Source organism: Pseudomonas sp. Pse1 (assembly GCF_024519635.1).
Classification (GTDB): domain Bacteria; phylum Pseudomonadota; class Gammaproteobacteria; order Pseudomonadales; family Pseudomonadaceae; genus Aquipseudomonas.
Window position 1 is genome coordinate 1 of sequence record NZ_JALJRO010000014.1, and the last position, 21,036, is coordinate 21,036.

The following is a 21,036-nucleotide window of genomic DNA, read 5'->3' on the forward strand; positions in this document are numbered from 1 at the left end:
TTTACCAAGGAGTTTTCCGTTTCGACTGCGCCGGAAGTGGGGCGAATTATAGACAGATAAAAACTCGCGTCAACCTTTAATTCGGCATTTGTACCGCACACTGCAAAACGCCCACTTTTCCCACCTATATAAGATAAGTACTCGACCACCCCTCCTCCTAACCCAGGATCAAGGCGTCACCCTATAATCGGCATAGGGGAGCTGGGTCGCTTGTAATCGGTGTCGGCATCCACTCGTCCACCCCTCGCCAGAATTTCGGCGCTTGTGACAACCCAGAAGATAAGAGCGTAGGTTCTCGACAACCTGGCGCAGACTGCGACCGCATGAGCGACGGATGAGTTCGCGCACCCGTTGCTTGAACTGCTTGCGCGCCTTGACCGCTACTGTTCTTTTCACGCTTTGTGGAGATGACCAGAAAGCGTATCCCAGAAACTTGCGACCGAACGCACTCGCCACCGCACTCTTGCTCTCATTGACACTCAAGTGCAGCTTTTCATACAGTCGCTTCAGCAAAGCCATCACCCGCTGCCCCGCCCTGCGGCTGCGAACATATACATTCGCATCGTCGGCTTAGCGCTGCCGACCTTTGACCACAAGAGCTTCGCGGTTTGTTGCCCGCTCGCCCTGATCGGCATCGCCTTATATCCGGTTCTTGTCCATCGGCTCGCGGTTTCGATTCACGCTTCCTCCCCACACTCGGTCGCCCTCATGCAGTTGCGCTTCACTTCGTTCGCTGTGGTCAGCTTACGGCAGGACTTTCACCCACAAGATTGCGCCCATGCTGGGCGCATAACAAAAAGCCCCGCGAGGAAAAACCTCGGCGGGGCTTATCTGTCATCAGCACTATCGACTGACGACGGTCAATAATAGTGGTGTCCCAGGCGGGGTTCGAACCTGCAACCTTCCCCTTAGGAGGGGGATGCTCTATCCAATTGAGCTACTGAGACACTAATCGGCCATGATGTTGCGCGGCGCGATGGACGGCCAGCATGTTAAACGTCGAGCCTGTGTTTGTCATGTCGTCTGATGGGTAAATTAAGTGTCGGCAAACGCCAGCCCTTCATACAGAACACTACAGGATGCTCACCCCCTCACGCCTCAACAGATCCATCAGGTGTGACACCGTCAACGATAGGCCATCAGAGTTATCCAGAAGCAACCCTGCCTCCGCCCAGCCCGCTGACTCATTCGGGGCAAACAGGGCGTTGCGAGCCAACCGCGCCTCTATTTCCTCGATACCTTCACGCCCTCGACTCATGAGTCGCTGGCGCAAGACGTCTGATCTGACTGAGAGCAGGACAGGAATCAACGTCGGATACCGCTCCTGTGCCTGCGGCAAGTACTCTCTGGATCCGTTCACCAGGACATGCCGCCCCTCCGCCAGCCACTGATCAATCTCTACAGGAATGCCATAGCCAAGCCCGTTGGCACGCCAGCTCATTGCAAAAGCACCCGCACGCACCAAATCAGCAAATGCCTCGACAGACACCCCGAAGGCCGATTCACCTGCTGACTCCGCTGAACGCGTGATCACTCGTCGCGCGACGACACAGTTGAGTTGCGCCAGAGCATCACGAGCAGCATCGATCAAACTGTCCTTTCCCGAACCCGATGGCCCCATCAAGTAAACAAGCCTGCCTTTAAGCTTCTCGCCTCCGCTCATGGTGCATACACCCCTAGTAAATCGGCCATTTGCCACTACTCTATAGAGGGCGAGGGTCAACCTCCTCACCCAGGCTTCACGGTTACTTCAGACGGTCGGACAGGAGACAGGTTTTCAAACCAGTCCGCATTTCTGATAATTGGTGCTGGCAAAACGCCTGCGCCCGGATCAATATTTGTCACAGAATTGGCGCCAAGGATCCGGCATTTATGAGGCATGATGCGGGCCTCATATCAATTCAGGTTGAACATTTGGCCGCGGACCTTGTCCTAACACACATCCTGCGGCCAATTCCGAGAACCGCTCCCCTGAACTAACCGGTTAACTATATGCGCCCATTGAAACAGGCAATTTATTCAAGCCGTACGGCTGACAAGTTTGTCGTACGCCTGCCAGACGGAATGCGTGAACGCATCGCCGAGGTGGCACGCAACCATCACCGCAGCATGAACTCAGAGATCATTGCACGACTGGAGCAGAGCCTTATTCAAGAAGGCGCACTGGGCGAAGAGCTGAGTATGCGCCTGGACAGCCCTGAGCTGTCGCTGCACGAACGTGAATTGCTGCAACGCTTCCGCCAACTCTCTCATCGTCAGCAGAATGCTTTGGTCTCGCTGATCGCGCATGATGCAGAAATGGCAGCAAGCCCTACCTGATTGCATCCCGAAAGTTCAAGCCAGCCTAGCGCTGGCTTTTTTTTGCCTGGAATTTGCCGCAAGACACCGATAGAAAAACGACTCGCCCTTATAAGGCGAGTCTCAGAAATCAGAGCAGGAAGATGGTCGCGAGACCCAGGAAGATAAAGAAGCCACCACTGTCGGTCATGGCCGTGATCATCACGCTCGCCCCCATCGCCGGGTCGCGCCCGATGCGCGCCAGGGTCATCGGGATCAGGACGCCCATCAGTGCAGCCAGCAGCAGGTTAAGGGTCATGGCGGCGGTCATCACCACACCCAGCGACCAACTGCCATAGAGTAGATAAGCCACGACGCCAATCACCCCGCCCCAGACCAGGCCATTGATCAAGCCTACCGCCAACTCCTTGCGCATCAGTCGCGAAGTATTACCGGTGCTGACCTGATCGAGCGCCATGGCGCGCACGATCATGGTGATCGTCTGATTGCCCGAATTACCGCCGATACCGGCAACAATCGGCATCAAGGCCGCCAGGGCCACCAGCTTCTCGATGGAGCCTTCGAACAAGCCGATCACCCGCGACGCAACAAAGGCAGTGATCAGGTTGATCGCCAGCCACGCCCAACGGTTGCGCAACGATTTCCAGACCGAAGCAAAAATGTCTTCTTCTTCACGCAGACCCGCCATGTTGAGAACTTCGCTTTCGCTCTCCTCACGAATCAGGTCGACCATTTCGTCGATGGTCAGACGACCAATCAGCTTGTCGTTCTTGTCGACCACCGGGGCCGAGATCAAGTCATAACGCTCGAACGCCTGCGCGGCATCGTAGGCGTCCTCATCCGGATGAAAACTCACCGGGTCGCTGGCCATGACCTCAGACACCTGCTTGTCAGGGTCGTTGACCAGCAAACGCTTGATCGGCAAAACGCCCTTGAGCACGCCGTCATAATCGACCACGAACAACTTGTCGGTGTGTCCCGGCAGCTCCTTGAGACGACGCAGGTAACGCAACACCACTTCCAGACTGACATCCTCGCGGATCGTCACCATCTCGAAGTCCATCAACGCACCGACCTGCTCCTCGTCATAGGACAGCGCAGAGCGAACGCGCTCACGCTGCTGGCCGTCGAGGGTTTCCATCAGTTCGTGGACGACGTCTCGCGGCAGCTCAGGGGCCAAGTCAGCGAGTTCGTCGGCATCCATCTCCTTGGCGGCCGCCAGGAGCTCGTGATCGTCCATGTCGGCGATCAGGGTTTCTCGAACCGAGTCGGACACTTCCAGCAGGATATCGCCGTCACGTTCGGCCTTGACCAGTTGCCAGACCGTCAGACGATCGTCGAGGGGCAGCGCTTCAAGGATGTAGGCAACGTCGGCGGAGTGCAGGTCATCGAGTTTGCGCTGCAACTCGACGAGGTTCTGCCGGTGGACCAGGCTCTCGACCCGATCCTGGTGCGGACCGTCCTGGCGGTGGGTGAGGTCTTCGACCACACGCTGGCGCTGCAGCAGCTCGACAACTTGAGCAAGGCGATCCTGCAGGCTTTCTTGAGTTTTCTTTACTTCTACTTCAGTCATAGGCGAACTCCACTCCCAGCAGCGGGGCACGCCGGAAGGATCAATCAGTCAATTCATGATTGGTGAAACGGTTTACTGAGTAACTACTGGGTAAGTCCATGGAGGTATTCCACAAGCCCCGGCGGGGCTGACGGGCGCAATCATACACCGCTTGGGGCTTTTGAACGTTAAAAAATCCTGCCCAGAACAAGCGCTTGCGAGACAAAGCTAAGCATGGCTCACATCTATGAAACTGCGACGACTGATCGCGAAAAGAAAACACACTGCGGGGCAAAAATGAGAACCCTGGCCCGAGCACGAAGCACGGCAGGAGAGGAAAGGAAAAAGCCAAATCCCAGACAGCAAAAAGCCCGCGATGAACGCAGGCTTTTTGGTGTTTGGTGCACTCGACAGGATTCGAACCTGTGACCGCTCGGTTCGTAGCCGAGTACTCTATCCAGCTGAGCTACGAGTGCAGTTTGTGCTTTTAAACCAGATCACAACTGATTGAAACAAGGTTGACCGCATAACTGCAAACAACCTTTAAATGGTGCACTCGACAGGATTCGAACCTGTGACCGCTCGGTTCGTAGCCGAGTACTCTATCCAGCTGAGCTACGAGTGCAGGGTGTGCTTTTTGATCAGATCACGACTGATTGAAACAAGGTTGACCGCATAACTGCAAACAACCTTTAAATGGTGCACTCGACAGGATTCGAACCTGTGACCGCTCGGTTCGTAGCCGAGTACTCTATCCAGCTGAGCTACGAGTGCATTTGGTGCTGCGCATTATAGTCCGTCGAATCTTTTTTCCAAGCACTTTTTCTAGTAATTTCAACAACTTACCGAAGAAGCCTGATTACAACGTGCTAAACAAATAATGGCGGAGAACGGGGGATTCGAACCCCCGACACCCTTTTGAGGTGTACTCCCTTAGCAGGGGAGCGCCTTCGGCCACTCGGCCAGCTCTCCGCAACACGGGGCGTATCTTAACCAACCTTTTCCCCGTTTGCAAACATAAAAAGCGATAAAAATTAATGGCTTGGTTCTTCGTCCTTCTCTTTCTTTATACGCAGGTAGATTTCCTCACGGTGAACAGCCACCTCTTTGGGTGCGTTGACGCCAATACGCACCTGATTTCCTTTGACGCCGAGCACGGTCACGGTGATTTCGCCATCACCGATAATCAGGCTTTCCGCACACCGACGAGTCAGAATCAGCATACCTTTCTCCTCACGCATTTCAGTTCAGGGACAACAGTCTGCAAAAAAAAAGCGCTCAAGCCGCGACCAGGACGATCACCGCTCTACACGCCTGAGTATTGACCAGCGCACGAAAAAGAACAGCCTTGTGCGCTACTCAAAAAAACAAAGGGCGCGGTCAGACCGCGCCCCAGGTGCATTACATCACTCGCCCTGACGAACCGGAGCATCCAGCTCGAACGCCGTGTGCAGCGCGCGCACAGCCAGTTCCAGGTACTTCTCCTCGATGACCACCGAAACCTTGATCTCCGAGGTCGAAATCATCTGGATGTTGATGGTTTCCTTGGCCAGGGCTTCGAACATGCGACTGGCAACACCGGCATGGGAGCGCATGCCAACACCGACGATCGAAACCTTGGCAATCTTGGTGTCACCCACGACTTCACGAGCACCGATTTCGCGTGCGGTGTTTTCCAGCACGGTCTGGGCCGCCTGGTAGTCATTGCGGTGCACGGTGAAGGTGAAGTCGGTGGTGTTATCGTGCGAAACGTTCTGCACGATCATGTCGACTTCGATGTTCGCGGCACTGATAGGGCCGAGAATCTTGAACGCCACGCCCGGGGTGTCTGGCACGCCACGGATGGTCAGCTTGGCCTCATCGCGGTTGAAAGCGATGCCGGAAATGATCGGCTGTTCCATGGATTCCTCTTCATCAATAGTAATGAGGGTGCCTGGACCCTCCTTGAAGCTGTGCAGTACGCGCAGCGGGACGTTGTACTTGCCGGCGAACTCGACCGCGCGGATCTGCAATACCTTGGAACCGAGGCTGGCCATTTCCAGCATCTCTTCGAAGGTGATCTTATCCAGACGCTGAGCCACGGAGACCACGCGCGGATCGGTGGTGTAGACACCATCCACATCGGTGTAGATCTGGCACTCATCGGCCTTCAGGGCCGCTGCCAGCGCCACACCGGTGGTGTCGGAACCGCCACGACCAAGGGTGGTGATGCTGCCATGCTCGTCCACGCCCTGGAAACCGGCCACAACGACCACGCGACCAGCCTTCAGGTCACCGCGAATCTTCTGATCATCGATCTGCAGAATTCGCGCTTTATTGTGCGCGCTGTCCGTCAGGATTCGTACCTGGTTACCGGTGTACGACACCGCCGGTACGCCACGCTTGATCAGCGCCATGGCCAGCAACGCGATCGTTACCTGCTCGCCGGTGGAGACGATGACATCCAGTTCACGCGGGACTGGTTGATCATCACCACTGATTTGTTTGGCCAGAGCGATCAGACGGTTGGTTTCACCGCTCATTGCCGACAGCACAACCACCAGGTCATCGCCGGCATCGCGGAATTTCTTAACCTTGTCGGCGACCTGCTCGATTCTCTCGACAGTGCCGACCGAGGTGCCTCCAAATTTCTGTACGATCAAAGCCATTTCAAAGCCGCCTCTGCCCATGAAGGGCGCCCATTAGTCACTCAAACAGCAGCCGACCCCGACACTAGACGACGGGACCGGCACACAGCCTTAAATACCCTGTTCGACAAACGGCACGGTCAGGGCCAGGGCCGCGTCCAGTGCGCCAGCGTCAGTACCACCGCCTTGCGCCATGTCCGGACGACCACCGCCCTTCCCGCCCACTGCCGCAGCGGCTTGCTTCATCAAATCACCGGCTTTGAGTTGGCCAGTCAGGTCTTTGGTCACGCCTGCAACCAGCACGACCTTTTCCTCATGGACACTGCCGAGCAGGATCACTGCGCGGCCGAGTTTGTTTTTCAGCTGATCGACCAGCGCCAGCAGCGCCTTGCCGTCCTGACCGTCGAGACGCACGGCCAGTACTTTCACGCCCTTGACGTCCTGAGCCTGAGAGGACAGGTCGTCACCCGCCGCACTGGCGGCCTTGGCTTGCAACTGCTCGAGTTGCTTTTCCAGCAGACGGTTGCGCTCGAGCACAGCCGACAGCTTGTCGATCAGGTTGTCGCGGCTGCCCTTGACCAGGTTGGCCGCTTCCTTGAGTTGCTCTTCGGCGCCATTGAGATAGGCCAGTGCCGCGGCACCGGTCAACGCTTCGATACGACGCACGCCCGATGCCACACCGCCTTCGCTGATGATTTTCAGCAAGCCGATGTCACCGGTACGGTTGGCGTGGATGCCGCCACACAGCTCGACGGAGAAGTCGCCCCCCATGCTCAACACCCGCACGTCGTCGCCGTACTTCTCGCCGAACAGTGCCATGGCGCCTTTGCGCTTGGCGGTCTCGATGTCGGTTTCTTCGGTCTCGACTGCAGAGTTCTTACGAATCTCGGCGTTGACGATGTCTTCCAGCGCCTTGATCTGCTCAGGCTTGATGGCTTCGAAGTGGCTGAAGTCAAAACGCAGACGCTGACTGTCAACCAGCGAGCCTTTCTGCTGAACGTGTTCGCCCAACACTTGGCGCAGGGCCGCGTGCAGCAAATGGGTCGCCGAGTGGTTCAGCGACGTCGCATGACGCACGTCAGCATCCACCTGGGTCTCCACCGGCGCACCGACGATCAGGCTGCCGGAAGCCAGCACGCCGTGATGCAGGAACGCACCGCCGGTCTTGGTGGTGTCACGCACGTCAAAACGCGCAGTGCCGGCCTGCAGGTATCCGCAGTCGCCGACCTGACCACCGGATTCGGCGTAGAACGGCGTCTTGTCGAGGACAATCACACCCTCGTCGCCTTCGCTCAGGACATCAACCGATTGACCGTCTTTATAAAGAGCGACGATCTTCGCCGAGCCGCTGGTATCGGTGTAACCGGTGAACTGGGTGGCAACGTCGACCTTGACCAAGGTGTTGTAGTCCAGGCCAAAGGAGCTCGCCGAACGGGCACGCACGCGCTGGGCTTCCATTTCGCGCTCGAAACCTGCTTCGTCGATGGTCAGCTCACGCTCACGGGCGATGTCGGCCGTCAGATCCATCGGGAAGCCATAGGTGTCGTACAGCTTGAACACGACATCACCCGGCACCACGGTGCCTTTGAGTTCTGCCAGATCCTGCTCAAGGATTTTCAGGCCGTGCTCCAGGGTCTTGGAGAACTGCTCCTCTTCGGCCTTGAGCACGCGCTCGATGTTCACCTGCTGCTGTTTGAGCTCCGGGAAGGCTTCGCCCATCTCGGCCACCAACGCGGCAACGATCTTGTAGAAGAAGCTGCCGGTGGCGCCCAGCTTGTTGCCGTGACGGCACGCGCGGCGAATGATCCGGCGCAATACGTAGCCACGACCTTCGTTGGAAGGCAGTACGCCATCAGCGATCAGGAAACCGCAGGAACGGATGTGGTCAGACACCACTTTGAGCGACGACTGGTCGTCATTGCTGCAACCGATAGCCGCTGCCGAAGCGCTCAACAGGTTCTTGAACAGGTCGATCTCGTAGTTCGAGTTCACGTGCTGCATCACCGCACTGATCCGCTCCAGACCCATGCCGGTATCGACCGACGGCGCCGGCAGCGGATGCAACACGCCATCGGCGGTGCGGTTGAACTGCATGAATACGTTGTTCCAGATCTCGATGTAACGGTCGCCATCTTCTTCCGGCGAGCCGGGTGGACCGCCCCAGATGTGGTCACCGTGATCGTAGAAGATCTCGGTGCAGGGGCCGCATGGACCGGTATCGCCCATGGTCCAGAAGTTGTCGGAGGCGTAAGGCGCGCCCTTGTTGTCGCCGATGCGGATCATGCGCTCGACCGGCACGCCGATCTGCTGTGTCCAGATGTCGTAGGCTTCGTCGTCCGAGGCATAGACAGTGACCCAGAGCTTGTCCTTGGGCAGCTTCAAGACGCCAGTCAGGAAGGTCCAGGCGTAGGTGATCGCGTCATGCTTAAAGTAATCGCCGAAGCTGAAGTTACCCAGCATTTCAAAGAAGGTGTGGTGACGGGCGGTGTAGCCGACGTTTTCCAGGTCGCTGTTCTTGCCACCTGCGCGGACGCACTTCTGGCTGCTGGTGGCGCGGGTATAGGCGCGCTTTTCCTGGCCCAGGAAGCAATCCTTGAACTGGTTCATCCCCGCGTTAGTGAACAGCAGGGTCGGGTCGTTGCCCGGAATCAAAGAGCTGGAGGCTACACGGGTGTGGCCTTGCTCTTCGAAGAAGCGAAGGAAGGCTTCACGGATTTCTGCGCTTTTCATTAGGTTCTTCCACGGAGGCTGCGGCCAAAGGCCTGTGCACTTAGTCAACAGACGAAGCGACGGCAAAGGGCCGCATTATATCGGCCCTGCGCGCGGGGTACAGCGTGTTTATACGATAGAAACAGCCAATTGGACGGCCAGCAATGTCATTTACCGGAAAACTCGACGAATGTCGCGATGACCTGATCGATCTGCGCCTGGCTGACATCCATGTGCGTGACCATGCGCAGACGGGATGAGGCACTGAGACGAATCCCGCGCTCGGCGGCAAACGCCTTGATCGCGTCGGCTTGGTCGCCGATATTCAGGTAAACCATATTGGTTTGCACTGGCTCGACCTCGAAACCCGCCGCGCGCAGGCCTTCCGCCAGCCGTTGCGCATTCGAGTGGTCGTCAGCCAGGCGTTGCACATGGTTGTCCAGAGCATACAGCCCTGCCGCCGCGAGAATCCCGGCCTGACGCATGCCGCCGCCGACCATCTTGCGCAGGCGCCGGGCCTTGGCGATCAACGCCACTGATCCGCAAAGCACTGAGCCCACCGGGGCACCCAGGCCTTTGGACAGGCAAACCGAAACCGAATCGAAGTGCTGGGTAATTTCCCGGGCATCCACGCCCAGCTTGACCGCGGCGTTGTACAAGCGCGCGCCATCCAGGTGCAGTTGCAGACCATGTTCGCGCGTGAAACGGCGTGCTCGTGCCAGATACTCCAGTGGCAGTACCTTGCCTTGCATGGTGTTTTCCAGCGCCAGCAAACGGGTGCGGGCGAAGTGGAAGTCGTCGGGCTTGATGGCCGCCGCCACCTGGTCCAGGTCCAGCGAACCATCGGCCTGGACCTCCAGCGGCTGCGGCTGGATCGAGCCGAGTACTGCAGCGCCGCCGCCTTCGTACTTATAGGTATGCGCCTGCTGGCCAACGATGTATTCGTCGCCGCGCTCGCAGTGTGCCATCAGCCCCAACAGGTTGCTCATGGTGCCGGTGGGCACGAACAGCGCCGCGGCAAAGCCCAGGCGCTTGGCCAACTCGGCCTCCAGACGGTTGACCGTCGGATCCTCACCGTACACATCGTCGCCAGTGGCCGCCCCGGTCATTACATCGAGCATCCCTGCGGTAGGTTGGGTAACGGTGTCACTGCGCAGATCGATAACAGTCATGAAGCTGGCCTCGGTAAGCAGGGGAAAATCCCTTTCAGAAATGAATTACTGCGGTCATGCCGAGGAATTATCAACCCTCATCGAATGAAAACTTCGATAACAATCATCAGATAGCAGCGATGCGCAGGTCAGAAATATGTGTTAAAAACGCTGCGCCGCCAGAAAATCTGACGGCAATACGTTCTCAGGGCGGGGTGCAACTCCCCACCGGCGGTAATTGCGCGCAATGCGCATAGCCCGCGAGCGCTTGGCATCCCGCCAGCCTTTGGCAGTGGTGATGACAAGGTCAGCAGACCCGGTGTGATTCCGGGGCCGACGGTCATAGTCCGGATGAAGAGAGAACGGGATTAACGCCAAAGGGCCGTCCAGGTCAACGAGCAGTGTGTGCTCGGGTCCGCCACGTACCCTTAAATCCCCTTCGATTCATAACGCCCTGTTTTTCACACAAACAGGAGTCAGAACAGATGCAACCCACCGCAATCGATAGCAAAAGCAAACACCATCAAGGCGAGCGCGTAGCGTTTATCCAGGCGTGCTGGCACAAGGAAATCGTTGATCAGAGCCGTGAAGGTTTTGTCAGCGAGATGATCGCTCAGGGCTATCAGGCGTCGGACATCGACTTTTTTGAAGTCGGCGGTGCCTTCGAAATTCCGCTGCACGCCAAGCTGCTGGCCAAGACGGGCCGCTACGCTGGCATCGTCGCCGCCGGCCTGGTGGTGGATGGCGGAATTTACCGTCACGAGTTCGTTGCCCAATCGGTAATCAGCGGCCTGATGCAGGTGCAGTTGGAGACTGAAGTACCGGTGTTCTCGGTCGTGCTGACCCCCCATCACTTCCACGCTGGCGAAGAGCACCAGAAGTTCTTCTTCGAGCATTTTGTGCACAAGGGGCAGGAAGCGGCGAAAACCTGTGCCGACACGCTGCATAAACTGCGGGCGTTGCATCGTAGTGAGCCGCGGGCGGTGGCGGTGTAGTAGATCGTTGCTTGCGATGTGGCTAAATAAGTCGAGATTGTCGTCGACCATTTAGCCGCTATCGCGAGCAGGCTCGCTCCTACAGTTCGACATAGCGTCAGGCGAGGTTGTGGTCGCCAGTGGGAACGATCAGGATCCCGGCGCGCAGGCCATTCTTCACCTTGGGGTTGGGGAAGATGATGCGAGCGCCCTGCTCCTCGATGATCCAGCGTGTTTGAGCAATGTCTTCAGCCAGTACATAGCCCATATCCAGCTCACTGAAGTTCTCGATATCGGCCGGCAGATTCAATTTGAAGCTGTCGCTGTGCTTGATGATTTCCCGCGCCACGCTGAACAGTTGCAAGCCATCCAGGCCCTCATCCGCCAACGGCGGTTCAGTCCCTTCGATAATCTGCTTCAGGCGGGTTTCCAGGCGCGACACGTTGACGCCTTCGTTTTGCCCGAACGGTCGGGCCTTGCCCAATTCCAGGGTAAAGGCCTCTGCACCCAGCTTGTCGTAGGTGTACGAGCTGAACACTATCGACGGTTTGTTCTGCAACAGCACCGCTTCCATGCCAGCCGCGCGCAGCCGCGCCAGTTCGCGCCGGGAATGCAGGCGACCTTCTTTCCAGGGATACAGGGCGAACTGCTCGATCTTCGAGCCGCGAATCGCGGTATGCAGGTCGTAGTGCAGGCGGGCGCGGTCCGGCAGGCTGAAAAAGCTCGCAGCCAGGCGCTCCAGCTCACAGGCGCGCAATGCTTCCGAACCACTGCTCAGTTCATGACGGCCGTTGAACAGCCGATTGACGTCCTGCTCGACAAAACGCTCGCCGCGACGCATGGCCTCGGGGTTGCCAAACAGGAACAGGATACGTGCACAGGGCTTCAAGGTGCCGCTGGCGATGTCATGCAGCAATCGATCAAGGAGTTCGATCGGCGCTGTTTCGTTGCCATGGATCCCGGCTGACAGCAGCAGGTCCAGGCCATTGTCACGGGCTTCCGGTGGCCGAACTTCCAGCGCACCTTCACTCAGCCAGCGCATCCGCACGCCTTCGACAGTCAGTTGAGTCTTCTCCGCCGGTTCGCGGCCGGCGAGGGTCAGTTCAAGCAGTTTGCCGAGGGCGAGCATAGAGCGATTTCCTTAATGGTCGTGATTGCAGTCCGGGCCATGCACGTGGTCGTCGTCACCGAGGTCAGCCGGCTCCATCTCCAGTTGCAGACTTACCAGATTAGTCGCCAATGGGCGCAACAGCAGGTTGGCGTATTCGGCATCGCCTTCTTCGACGTCCACGCCGATCAGCAACTGGCCCCGGCCGTCGTGCTGGATCCACAACTCTTTGCCCTGCCAGATTACGGCAACGCGGGTGCAGGAGGTTTCCAGTTGAGTGCCATCGGTGTCTTCAAGGATCAGCTGCAGGGTATCGCTCATGTTTTCGCTCTCATCTGGAAATAAAGCTGCACGTCCGCTCATCAAAAGGCGGACGTGGGCTTTCAATTGATCTGGAATGGATAAACCGCGCCCAGTTTAAGGATTTGCGTCAGTTCATCCAGTGCCGTCCGGCATTCAAGCAACAACTGCGGATCCGCCAGGTCGCTTTCGGCCATACGGTCACGGTAGTGCTTTTCGACCCATTGGGTCAGCGTGCCATACAACGGCGCGGTCATGATAACCCCTGGGTTGACTGCCGCCAGCTCAGTTTCATTCAACGCCACGCGCAAACGTAGGCACGCCGGGCCTCCGCCGTTCTGCATGCTCTGCTTGAGGTCGAAGACTTTCACCTCGCGAATCAGCCCGCCGGAGCTGGTCAGGGTCTGCAGATACTGCCAGACACGCTCGTTGTTCTGGCACTCCTGCGGCACGATCAGCAGCATCGAGCCGTCGGCCTTCGACAGCAGTTGGCTGTTGAACAGATAGGAACGTACGGCGTCTTCCACCGAAACCTGCGAACGCGGCACGCAGATCGCCTTGAATTGACCGCCCCGCTTGGCTAGTTTGCCCGACAGCTCGGCGAGCATCTGTTCGGTGTCGAGGAACGCATCCTCGTGATAGAACAGCGCCTCACCGTTACCGACCGCGATCACGTCGTTGTGGAACACGCCCTGATCGATCACCGAAGGATTCTGCTGAGCATAGACCACGCCGTCATCACTCAGGCCGTGCAAGCGTGCGACCGCCTGGGAGGCTTCCAGGGTCTGGCGCGCCGGGTACTTTTGCGGTGCCGGGTAGCGGGTATCGAAGGCGCTGCGACCGAACACGAAAAACTCGACACCGGCCTCACCGTACTCACGGCAGAAACGGGTGTGGTTGGCGGCGCCTTCGTCACCGAACTGCGCTACCGCCGGCAACGCCGCGTGGTGGGCGAAGTGTTTTGGGTCAGCGAACATCGCCCCCAGCACGCGACTGGTGGTCGGGTGCTCGATGCTGCGGTGATATTTGCAGTTGAGGTTGGCCGCGGTGAAATGCACACGACCGTCGGCGGTGTCGGCACTCGGGCTGACAGTGGCGGCGTTGGCCACCCACATGCTCGACGCCGAGCAACTGGCAACCAGCAGCGGCATCGCTTGCTTGGCCGCCTGCTCGATGACCTGTGCATCAGTGCCGCTGAAACCGAGCCTGCGCAAGGCGCCCACGTCCGGACGCTCCTGAGGCGCGAGCACGCCTTGCTGGAAGCCCATTTCCATCAGCGCTTTCATTTTTGCCAGGCCCTGCAGCGCCGCTTCCTTGGGATTGGAAGCCTGCTGGCTGTTGCTCTGGGACGCGACGTTGCCGTAGGACAGACCGCCGTAGTTGTGGGTCGGCCCCACTAGACCGTCAAAATTGACTTCATAGGATTTCATTAGCGAGGCTCCACGAGAATCTGGTTTTTATAGGCTTCAATAACAAGGCATTGGCGGCCGCGGTGCGGCTGATCGCCTGCAAGCCAGCTCCTACAAGGAGTCAGCTTGCCGGCGATGGGCATCAAGCCATTTTCACGCCAGGCGTAAGGGCCGCCGGCATCACCAGGCTCGGTGTTTCCAGCGAAGCCACGGGGTAGGCGCAATAGTCCGCCGCGTAGTAAGCACTGGCGCGGTGGTTACCGGAGGCGCCGACACCACCGAACGGTGCACTGCTGGCGGCGCCGGTCAGTTGCTTGTTCCAGTTGACGATACCGGCGCGGCTTTCCAGCCAGAACTGCTGGTAGCGCGCTTCGGAGTCCGACAGCAAGCCGGCGGCCAGGCCGTATTGGGTGTTGTTGGCTTCGGCGATCGCCGCTTCGAAATCCGCGTAGCGAATGACCTGCAGCAACGGCCCGAACAGTTCCTCGTCAGGACGCTCGGCCACGGCCGTGACATCAAGAATGCCAGGGGTCAGCAAGGCTGCCGCCGGCTGTGGCTGAGTCATATCCAGCAGGCTGACCGCACCATTGGCCAACAGCTGCGCCTGGGCATCCATCAGCGCCTTGGCGGCACCGAGGGAAACTACCGAGCCCATGAACGGCGCCGGTTGCTGGTCGAATGCACCGACCTCGATGGTTGCGCTGACGGCTACCAGGCGCGCCAGCAGGGTATCGCCCCAAGCGCCTTGTGGCACCAGTAGACGGCGTGCGCAGGTGCAGCGCTGACCGGCGGAAATGAACGCCGATTGGATAATGGTGTAGACCGCCGCGTCGAGGTCGGCGACCTGATCAACCACCAGCGGGTTGTTACCACCCATTTCCAGGGCGAGTATCTTGTCCGGCCGACCGGAGAACTGCGCGTGCAGATGGTTGCCGGTACGGCTGGAGCCGGTGAAGAACAGGCCATCGATGCCTGGATTGGCCGCCAGGGCGATACCGGTTTCCCGCGCGCCTTGCACCAGGTTCAACACACCCGCTGGCAAGCCGGCTTCGATCCAGCATTTGACCGTCAGCTCGGCGACTTTCGGCGTCAGTTCGCTGGGTTTGAACAGCACGCTGTTACCGGCCAACAGGGCTGGAACAATGTGTCCGTTAGGCAGGTGACCCGGGAAGTTGTAGGGGCCGAACACCGCCACCACGCCGTGAGGCTTGTGCCGCAGCACGGCGGTCGCGTCACCCAGTGGGCCGCTCTTCTCGCCGGTGCGCTCACGGTAGCTTTGCACCGAGATTGCAATCTTGTTGACCATGCTGGTCACTTCAGTCGCGGCTTCCCACAAAGGCTTGCCGGTTTCCTCACCAATGCAGTGGGCCAATTCATCGGCATGCTGTTTCAGGCTGGCGGCGAACGCCTCGAGCACGCTGATGCGCTCTTCCAGGGTGCGACGAGCCCAGGCCGGGAATGCCTGACGGGCCGCTTGCACGGCGCTTTCAACCTGAGCTGCCGTAGCACCTTGACCTGACCAGAGCACTTGCTGGGTCACCGGGTTCAGCGATTCAAAGGCCTCGCCCTGACCGGCCAGCCACTCACCTGCGATGTAAAGCGAATTCATTATTTCGACTCCCGGGCAGCAGACAATGGCACGGCGCGCACCTGATCGCCGGCATTGAGTTGAAGGCGTTTGGCGGTCAGCGGATCGACCACCAGGGTACCGGCGGCAAAGCGCGCCGGCGCGGCAGTGATGCGGCAGTCTTCGCGCTTGCGGTTGTGAATCAGGAACGGTGTGGCGTCGTCACCCGGGGTACCAATGGCCAGCACCAGCGCCTGGCTGTCGCGGACCGCACGGATCTTCGCGGTCTCGCACTCCACGGCTGGACCGGCGTCGAAAATATCGACGTAGCCCTGATAGCTGAAACCCTCGCTCTTGAGCATGGCCAATGCCGGCTCGGTGTCCGGGTGAACCTGGCCGATGACGCTACGTGCACCTTCGGACAGGAAGCAGGTGTAGAGCGGGAATTTTGGCATCAGCTCAGCAATGAACGCCTTGTTGCCTACACCTGTCAGGTAGTCCGCCTGGCTGAACTCCATTTTGAAGAAGTGCCGGCCCAGGCTTTCCCAGAATGGCGAGCGGCCCGCGGTGTCGGACACACCGCGCATCTCGGCAATGATCTTGTTGCCAAACAGTTGCGGGAATTCGGCGATGAACAGCATCCGCGCCTTGGCCAGCATGCGGCCATTGAGGCCGGTGCGGTAATCGGCGTGCAGGAACAGCGAGCACAATTCGGAATTGCCAGTCAGGTCGTTAGCCAGGAACAGCGTGGGGATTTCCCGGTAGATGTTCAACTCTTGCGAAGCGCTGACCGTCAGGCCGACCCGGAAGTTGTACCAGGGCTCACGCAGGCCAACAGCGCCGGCAATCGCCGAGATACCCACCACCCGGCCGTTGTCGTCTTCGAGCACGAACAGGTAATCGGCGTCGGCACGCCCCGCCTCGCCAGTGAAGGTTTTTTCCGCCCAGCCTACCCGGTGCGCCAGGCGCTCTTCATTGGCCGGCAAGGTGGTCAGGCCGGTACCGGTGCTGCGGGCCAGGTCGATCAGAGCGGGTAAATCGCTGCTGCGTACGGGACGAACGATCATGCTATCTCCTCAAACGGGCGGTCGCTGACGACCTCCCGTAAAACTCGCTGCTCTATTGCCTTGCGGCGTTCAAGCGTTAAACCGCTACCAGGCGCACGCTGGCACCCTCGCCGACACCCAGGGCCTCGGCAGCTTCCAGATCCAGCACGACGGGCTTGCCTGGCGCGTAGTCCAGCTCAAGCATGACGGCGCGGTAATCCTGCAACTGGGCATTGGCCACCAGGTACTGACGCCCCGCCCCTTTGACCGGCTCACCGATCTTCACCGGCACCACGCGACTCTGGGCAATCGAACGGATGCCAGAGACCCGTGCATGCAGGGTCGGGCCACCGTCGAAGATGTCGATGTAATGATCGGTCTCGAAACCTTCGCGCATCAGGATGTCGAAGGTGATCTGCGCACGCGGGTGCACCTGACCCATCGCCTCCTGCGCGGAGTCCGGCAGCAGTGGCACGTAGATCGGGTAATGCGGCATCAGTTCGGCCAGGAACGTACGGCTCTTGAGCCCGCACAGACGCTCGGCTTCGGCGTAGTTGAGGTCGAAGAAGTTGCGGCCAATGGCATCCCAGAATGGCGAGTCGCCGTGCTCATCGCTGTAGCCGACGATTTCGGTCACCACCGAATCGGCGAAACGTTCCGGATGGCTGGCCACGAAGAGCAGGCGTCCACGGGAGTTGAGCTCCGACCAGGCCGAGCCCACCAGTTCCGGCAGCACGTAGAAGCTGGTCAGCAGACTGTTACCCGTCAGGTCGTGGCACTGCGAGAGTACGTGGATCTTGTTATGAATCTTCAGCTCGCGGGACGCGTGCACGAAGGTTTCATTACGAAAGCTGTAGAAAGGCTCGGAGTAACCGGCCGAGGCGACAATGGCCGAGCAGCCCACCAGCTTGCCGGTGGCAGTGTCTTCGAGGACGAAGAAGTAGCTCTCTTCGCCGTTGAAACTGACTTCGGCGGCGAAGGACGCTTCGCTCGCGGCAATCTTGTCGCTCAGGCGCTCAACGTCATCCGGCAGGGAAGTGACACCAATCGGGCTGTCCGCAGCCAGGCGTTGTACCTCGCCCAGATCAGCCATTTGCGCGGGGCGCATCACCAGCATGGTGTCACTCCTTTTTTATCAACTCTTTGAGGAAAATCGCCGGCTGCTTTGGCCTGTGCGGGGGTGAGCCTGCACAGAGAAGCGATCCGGCGTGGAAATTTGCATCGGCGCCCGACATTCGGGCGCCGAAAGGTCTATCAGGCTTGCGTCAACTTGGCCACGGCACGTTCGAAGCGGTCCAGGCCGGCCTCGATATCGGCGTCTTCCACCACCAGGCTCGGGGCGAAACGAATCACGTCAGGGCCGGCTTGCAGAATCATCAGGCCTTCTTTCTCGGCGGCGTTGAAGATGTCCTTGGCCTTGCCTTTCCAGGCATCGCTCAGGACACAACCCAACAACAGGCCAAGACCACGCACCTGAGTGAACACACCGTACTGTTCGCCGATCTGCTGCAGGCGCGCCTTGAACTTGTCGTGCTTGGCGTTGACGCCGTTCAGCACCTCAGGGGTGTTGATCACGTCGATCACCGCCTCAGCCACTGCGCATGCCAACGGGTTGCCGCCGTAGGTGGTGCCGTGAGTGCCGACGACCAGGTGTTTGGCCAGGTCTTCGGTGGTCAGCATGGCCGCGATCGGGAATCCGCCGCCCAGGCTCTTGGCGCTGGTCAGGATGTCTGGCGTCACGCCGTAATGTTGATAGGCGAATAGCTTACCGCTGCGGCCCATGCCGGTTTGCACTTCGTCGAAGACCAGCAGCGCATTGTGCGCATCGCACAGCTCGCGGGCACCTTGCAGGTACGCCAGCTCCGCCGGCAGCACACCGCCCTCGCCCTGGATCGGTTCCAGCACCACGGCGCAGGTCTTGTCGGAAATGGCGGCTTTCAGCGCAGCCAGGTCGTTGTACGGAACGTGGGTGATGCCGGTGATTTTCGGACCGAAACCGTCGGAGTACTTGGACTGGCCACCGACGTTGACGGTGAACAGGGTACGACCGTGGAAGCTGTTCAGGGCTGCGATGATTTCGTACTTCTCGGCGCCGAAACGGTCGTGAGCGACGCGACGGGCCAGCTTGAAAGCGGCCTCGTTGGCCTCGGCACCGGAGTTGCAGAAGAACACGCGGTCGGCAAAGGTCGCGTCGATCAGCTTGTGCGCCAGGCGCAGGGCCGGCTCATTGGTGAACACGTTGGATACGTGCCACAGTTTGCTCGCCTGCTCGGTCAAGGCACCGACGAGCGCCGGATGGGCGTGGCCCAGTACGTTGACGGCAATCCCGCCGGCGAAGTCGATCAGCTCGCGACCCGATTGGTCCCAAACGCGGGAACCGGCACCACGCACCGGAATAAAAGCGGCAGGCGCATAGTTGGGAACCATTACCTGGTCAAAATCGGCGCGTTCTACCGCAGCGTGCTCAACGGACATCGGAGTCTCCTGATGAGGAACACCCGCCTGAAACTGGCGAGCGATGGGGGGGATTGTAAGGACAGTTTCGAGCTTGGCCTTGTCGCCAAGCGACAACTTCTTATAGCGCAAAACCCTGATTTTCCCGGGTTTACGGCAATGCGACATATAGGGTCGCAAAGGCGCAGTTTAAACTGCCTGCAGGGGTTTTGCGGCAGTCGTGCAGGAATCTGATATATGGCGATTCGCCAGAGGCGGTAATTATGCAACGCCAGGAGGGGGGCCGGGCAAAACCTGAACGCATCAATGCCCTGGACTTGAGCGATAACCCCTTGGGGCGCGCACCCGACATCAGCCAGATGAACGAGTTATCGGTGCTGCTGGACAGCACCGGCATCACTGAGTTGCCGCCCGGCCTGCTGCAACTGAAGAACCTTGACCTAGCCGACCTCAGCGATAACGCAATCAGCCATATCCCCAGCGATATTTTCGAACTGTCGATGGCGTGTGCGGGAAGGATCAACCTGCGCGGCAATCCGCTGTCCGAAGACAGCGTGCAACGACTGATCGCCTACTTCGGCGCGAACCGAATAGATTTTGGCGTCGATGCGGTGATCAATCGTGCTGAGATCGAGATATCAACGTCGGAAGACTCGGAGACCGAGGAGTAATACCGTCTTTCGGAGTGCGTCAGCCGCGCTCCGAAGGCACCGATGACAGCTCGAACGGGCTGCTGCTGCGCCGCTGATTGCGATCTTCCCGTGGCGTGGCGCCGAAGAAGTTGCGATAAGCGCTGGAGAAGTGCGGTCCGGAGGAGAAACCGCAGGACAAACCGATCTGGATAATCGACTTGCTGGTTTGCATCAACATCTGCCGCGCCTTGTTCAAACGCAGTTCCAGGTAATACTGGCTCGGCACGCGATTGAGGTACTGCTTGAAAATCCGCTCCAGCTGTCGGCGCGAAACGCAGACATGCTGGGCGATTTCGTCGGTGGTCAGCGGCTCTTCGATGTTGGCTTCCATCAACAGCACTGCCTGAGTCAGCTTGGGATGACTCGAGCCCAGGCGGTTCTGCAATGGAATGCGCTGACGCTCGCCCCCCTCGCGGATGCGCTCCACCACCAATTCTTCGGAAACCGCCCCCGCCAACTCGGCACCGTGATCACGGGCCAATACCGCCAGCAGCAAATCCAGGACGGACATGCCGCCACAGGCGCTCAGGCGATCGCGATCCCAATCGAACAGGTGACTGGTGGCGATGACCTTGGGAAAGCGCTCGGCGAAGTCATCCTGCCAGCGCCAATGCACCGCAGCCCGGTAACCGTCGAGCAAACCCAGTTGCGCCAGCGGATAGACGCCGGCCGACAGACCGCCAATCACACAACCGGCACGCACCAATTGCTTGAGCGCACTGCTCAGGGGCGGCGCCATGGCGGCGGGTGGCTCGTCAGCCAGCAGGAACAGTTTCTGGAAGTTTTCCAGTTTTCCGCTCCAGGCTTCGCCCGGCAATTGCCAGGCGCCCTCGGCCGGCGGCTCGGCCTGCAGAAATGTCAGTTCGTAGACAACTTCCGGATGCACGCGCTGAGCAACACGCAAGGCCTCCTCGGCCAGCGCCAGCGTCAAGGCTTTAGTGCTGGGCCAAATCAGGAAACCAATTCGATGGGCAGTCATGGCGGGCAATCCGAAACGAAGAACGGTGATGAAGGCATGGGCCAATGCTAGCCCGTAAATGAACGCAATTCCCGAAACCGTAAGCGATACGATTGTAGGAGCTGGCTTGCCAGCGAAGGCGGAATGTCTGCGCCTGGGTTGAAAACTGACCCACCGCGATCGCTGGCAAG

The 21,036-nt window shown here is 59.2% G+C and carries 17 protein-coding genes, 5 tRNA genes, 1 pseudogene and 1 riboswitch; of the genes and pseudogenes, 3 read left to right on the forward strand and 20 right to left on the reverse strand.

Annotation, left to right across the window (positions count from 1 at the left end; translation table 11 throughout):
• Nucleotides 1-198 precede the first annotated feature (198 nt).
• From NR126_RS19585 to phnN, 3 genes and pseudogenes are all read right to left on the reverse strand, one after another.
• Nucleotides 199-570: pseudogene (locus tag NR126_RS19585) on the reverse strand (group II intron maturase-specific domain-containing protein); the annotation flags it as partial.
• A gap of 300 nt (nt 571-870) precedes the next feature.
• A tRNA-Arg gene (locus NR126_RS19590) sits at nt 871-947 on the reverse strand.
• A 125-nt stretch (nt 948-1,072) separates the two neighbouring features.
• Entirely contained in the window at nt 1,073-1,663 is a 591-nt protein-coding gene (phnN, locus tag NR126_RS19595) for a phosphonate metabolism protein/1,5-bisphosphokinase (PRPP-forming) PhnN (protein ID WP_256830891.1), read from the reverse strand.
• Between the two features lie 329 nt (nt 1,664-1,992).
• On the opposite strand from phnN, the gene NR126_RS19600 reads away from it, so the two are divergent.
• Nucleotides 1,993-2,319, forward strand: coding sequence for an Arc family DNA-binding protein (locus NR126_RS19600; protein ID WP_105755798.1), 327 nt, complete (start codon nt 1,993-1,995; stop codon nt 2,317-2,319).
• A 109-nt stretch (nt 2,320-2,428) separates the two neighbouring features.
• Here NR126_RS19600 and mgtE read toward each other — a convergent pair whose 3' ends face one another.
• From mgtE to ltaE, 9 genes are all read right to left on the reverse strand, one after another.
• A complete protein-coding gene (gene mgtE / locus NR126_RS19605) occupies nt 2,429-3,871 on the reverse strand; it encodes a magnesium transporter (protein WP_027621251.1) in 1,443 nt (480 codons plus the stop codon).
• A gap of 378 nt (nt 3,872-4,249) precedes the next feature.
• Nucleotides 4,250-4,326, reverse strand: a tRNA-Arg gene (locus tag NR126_RS19610).
• 72 nt (nt 4,327-4,398) lie between these two features.
• Nucleotides 4,399-4,475 (reverse strand) — tRNA-Arg (locus NR126_RS19615).
• Between the two features lie 72 nt (nt 4,476-4,547).
• Nucleotides 4,548-4,624: transfer RNA gene (locus tag NR126_RS19620), tRNA-Arg, on the reverse strand.
• A 107-nt stretch (nt 4,625-4,731) separates the two neighbouring features.
• A tRNA-Ser gene (locus NR126_RS19625) sits at nt 4,732-4,822 on the reverse strand.
• Between the two features lie 62 nt (nt 4,823-4,884).
• On the reverse strand, nt 4,885-5,073 hold the full coding sequence (gene csrA / locus NR126_RS19630) for a carbon storage regulator CsrA (protein WP_002554426.1): 189 nt from the start codon (nt 5,071-5,073) through the stop codon (nt 4,885-4,887).
• Nucleotides 5,074-5,256: 183 nt separating this feature from the next.
• Nucleotides 5,257-6,498, reverse strand: coding sequence for an aspartate kinase (locus tag NR126_RS19635; RefSeq protein ID WP_105755797.1), 1,242 nt, complete (start codon nt 6,496-6,498; stop codon nt 5,257-5,259).
• 90 nt (nt 6,499-6,588) lie between these two features.
• Nucleotides 6,589-9,207, reverse strand: coding sequence for an alanine--tRNA ligase (alaS, locus tag NR126_RS19640; RefSeq protein WP_256830894.1), 2,619 nt, complete (start codon nt 9,205-9,207; stop codon nt 6,589-6,591).
• A 146-nt stretch (nt 9,208-9,353) separates the two neighbouring features.
• Nucleotides 9,354-10,358: a low-specificity L-threonine aldolase gene (ltaE, locus tag NR126_RS19645; RefSeq protein WP_256830895.1), complete on the reverse strand. Its 1,005-nt coding sequence runs from the start codon at nt 10,356-10,358 to the stop codon at nt 9,354-9,356.
• Nucleotides 10,359-10,534: 176 nt separating this feature from the next.
• A riboswitch (FMN riboswitch) is annotated at nt 10,535-10,705 on the forward strand.
• 117 nt (nt 10,706-10,822) lie between these two features.
• On the opposite strand from ltaE, the gene NR126_RS19650 reads away from it, so the two are divergent.
• Nucleotides 10,823-11,332: a 6,7-dimethyl-8-ribityllumazine synthase gene (locus NR126_RS19650; protein ID WP_027621247.1), complete on the forward strand. Its 510-nt coding sequence runs from the start codon at nt 10,823-10,825 to the stop codon at nt 11,330-11,332.
• A 97-nt stretch (nt 11,333-11,429) separates the two neighbouring features.
• Here NR126_RS19650 and astE read toward each other — a convergent pair whose 3' ends face one another.
• From astE to NR126_RS19685, 7 genes are all read right to left on the reverse strand, one after another.
• Entirely contained in the window at nt 11,430-12,440 is a 1,011-nt protein-coding gene (gene astE / locus NR126_RS19655; RefSeq protein ID WP_027621246.1) for a succinylglutamate desuccinylase, read from the reverse strand.
• Between the two features lie 12 nt (nt 12,441-12,452).
• On the reverse strand, nt 12,453-12,740 hold the full coding sequence (locus NR126_RS19660) for a topoisomerase II (protein ID WP_105755795.1): 288 nt from the start codon (nt 12,738-12,740) through the stop codon (nt 12,453-12,455).
• Between the two features lie 62 nt (nt 12,741-12,802).
• Nucleotides 12,803-14,149: an N-succinylarginine dihydrolase gene (astB, locus tag NR126_RS19665; RefSeq protein WP_027621244.1), complete on the reverse strand. Its 1,347-nt coding sequence runs from the start codon at nt 14,147-14,149 to the stop codon at nt 12,803-12,805.
• Between the two features lie 121 nt (nt 14,150-14,270).
• Nucleotides 14,271-15,740 (reverse strand): succinylglutamate-semialdehyde dehydrogenase, encoded by a 1,470-nt coding sequence (gene astD, locus NR126_RS19670; RefSeq protein WP_177433280.1) that lies wholly within the window; start codon nt 15,738-15,740, stop codon nt 14,271-14,273.
• Entirely contained in the window at nt 15,737-16,762 is a 1,026-nt protein-coding gene (gene astA / locus NR126_RS19675) for an arginine N-succinyltransferase (RefSeq protein WP_027621242.1), read from the reverse strand. Before astA ends, astD begins: the two co-directional genes overlap by 4 nt.
• 76 nt (nt 16,763-16,838) lie before the next feature.
• The gene (gene aruF / locus NR126_RS19680) at nt 16,839-17,858 is read right to left on the reverse strand and encodes an arginine/ornithine succinyltransferase subunit alpha (RefSeq protein WP_027621241.1); all 1,020 of its coding nucleotides are present in this window, start codon (nt 17,856-17,858) and stop codon (nt 16,839-16,841) included.
• 137 nt (nt 17,859-17,995) lie between these two features.
• Complete coding sequence (locus NR126_RS19685; protein WP_027621240.1) at nt 17,996-19,216, reverse strand: aspartate aminotransferase family protein; 1,221 nt, start codon at nt 19,214-19,216, stop codon at nt 17,996-17,998.
• A gap of 242 nt (nt 19,217-19,458) precedes the next feature.
• Here NR126_RS19685 and NR126_RS19690 point away from each other — a divergent pair, with 242 nt between their 5' ends.
• Nucleotides 19,459-19,866 carry a hypothetical protein gene (locus tag NR126_RS19690; protein ID WP_256830897.1) on the forward strand — a complete coding sequence of 136 codons (408 nt, stop codon included), beginning with the start codon at nt 19,459-19,461 and terminating at the stop codon, nt 19,864-19,866.
• A gap of 19 nt (nt 19,867-19,885) precedes the next feature.
• Here NR126_RS19690 and argR read toward each other — a convergent pair whose 3' ends face one another.
• Nucleotides 19,886-20,866 (reverse strand): transcriptional regulator ArgR, encoded by a 981-nt coding sequence (argR, locus tag NR126_RS19695; protein ID WP_027621238.1) that lies wholly within the window; start codon nt 20,864-20,866, stop codon nt 19,886-19,888.
• Nucleotides 20,867-21,036 lie beyond the last annotated feature (170 nt).

Coding starts and splice junctions, on each gene's coding strand:
- phnN (WP_256830891.1), bottom strand. CDS start 1,663: ATGAGCGGAGGCGAGAAGCTTAAAGGCAGGCTTGTTTACTTGATGGGG.
- NR126_RS19600 (WP_105755798.1), top strand. CDS start 1,993: ATGCGCCCATTGAAACAGGCAATTTATTCAAGCCGTACGGCTGACAAG.
- mgtE (WP_027621251.1), bottom strand. CDS start 3,871: ATGACTGAAGTAGAAGTAAAGAAAACTCAAGAAAGCCTGCAGGATCGC.
- csrA (WP_002554426.1), bottom strand. CDS start 5,073: ATGCTGATTCTGACTCGTCGGTGTGCGGAAAGCCTGATTATCGGTGAT.
- NR126_RS19635 (WP_105755797.1), bottom strand. CDS start 6,498: ATGGCTTTGATCGTACAGAAATTTGGAGGCACCTCGGTCGGCACTGTC.
- alaS (WP_256830894.1), bottom strand. CDS start 9,207: ATGAAAAGCGCAGAAATCCGTGAAGCCTTCCTTCGCTTCTTCGAAGAG.
- ltaE (WP_256830895.1), bottom strand. CDS start 10,358: ATGACTGTTATCGATCTGCGCAGTGACACCGTTACCCAACCTACCGCA.
- NR126_RS19650 (WP_027621247.1), top strand. CDS start 10,823: ATGCAACCCACCGCAATCGATAGCAAAAGCAAACACCATCAAGGCGAG.
- astE (WP_027621246.1), bottom strand. CDS start 12,440: ATGCTCGCCCTCGGCAAACTGCTTGAACTGACCCTCGCCGGCCGCGAA.
- NR126_RS19660 (WP_105755795.1), bottom strand. CDS start 12,740: ATGAGCGATACCCTGCAGCTGATCCTTGAAGACACCGATGGCACTCAA.
- astB (WP_027621244.1), bottom strand. CDS start 14,149: ATGAAATCCTATGAAGTCAATTTTGACGGTCTAGTGGGGCCGACCCAC.
- astA (WP_027621242.1), bottom strand. CDS start 16,762: ATGATCGTTCGTCCCGTACGCAGCAGCGATTTACCCGCTCTGATCGAC.
- aruF (WP_027621241.1), bottom strand. CDS start 17,858: ATGCTGGTGATGCGCCCCGCGCAAATGGCTGATCTGGGCGAGGTACAA.
- NR126_RS19685 (WP_027621240.1), bottom strand. CDS start 19,216: ATGTCCGTTGAGCACGCTGCGGTAGAACGCGCCGATTTTGACCAGGTA.
- NR126_RS19690 (WP_256830897.1), top strand. CDS start 19,459: ATGCAACGCCAGGAGGGGGGCCGGGCAAAACCTGAACGCATCAATGCC.
- argR (WP_027621238.1), bottom strand. CDS start 20,866: ATGACTGCCCATCGAATTGGTTTCCTGATTTGGCCCAGCACTAAAGCC.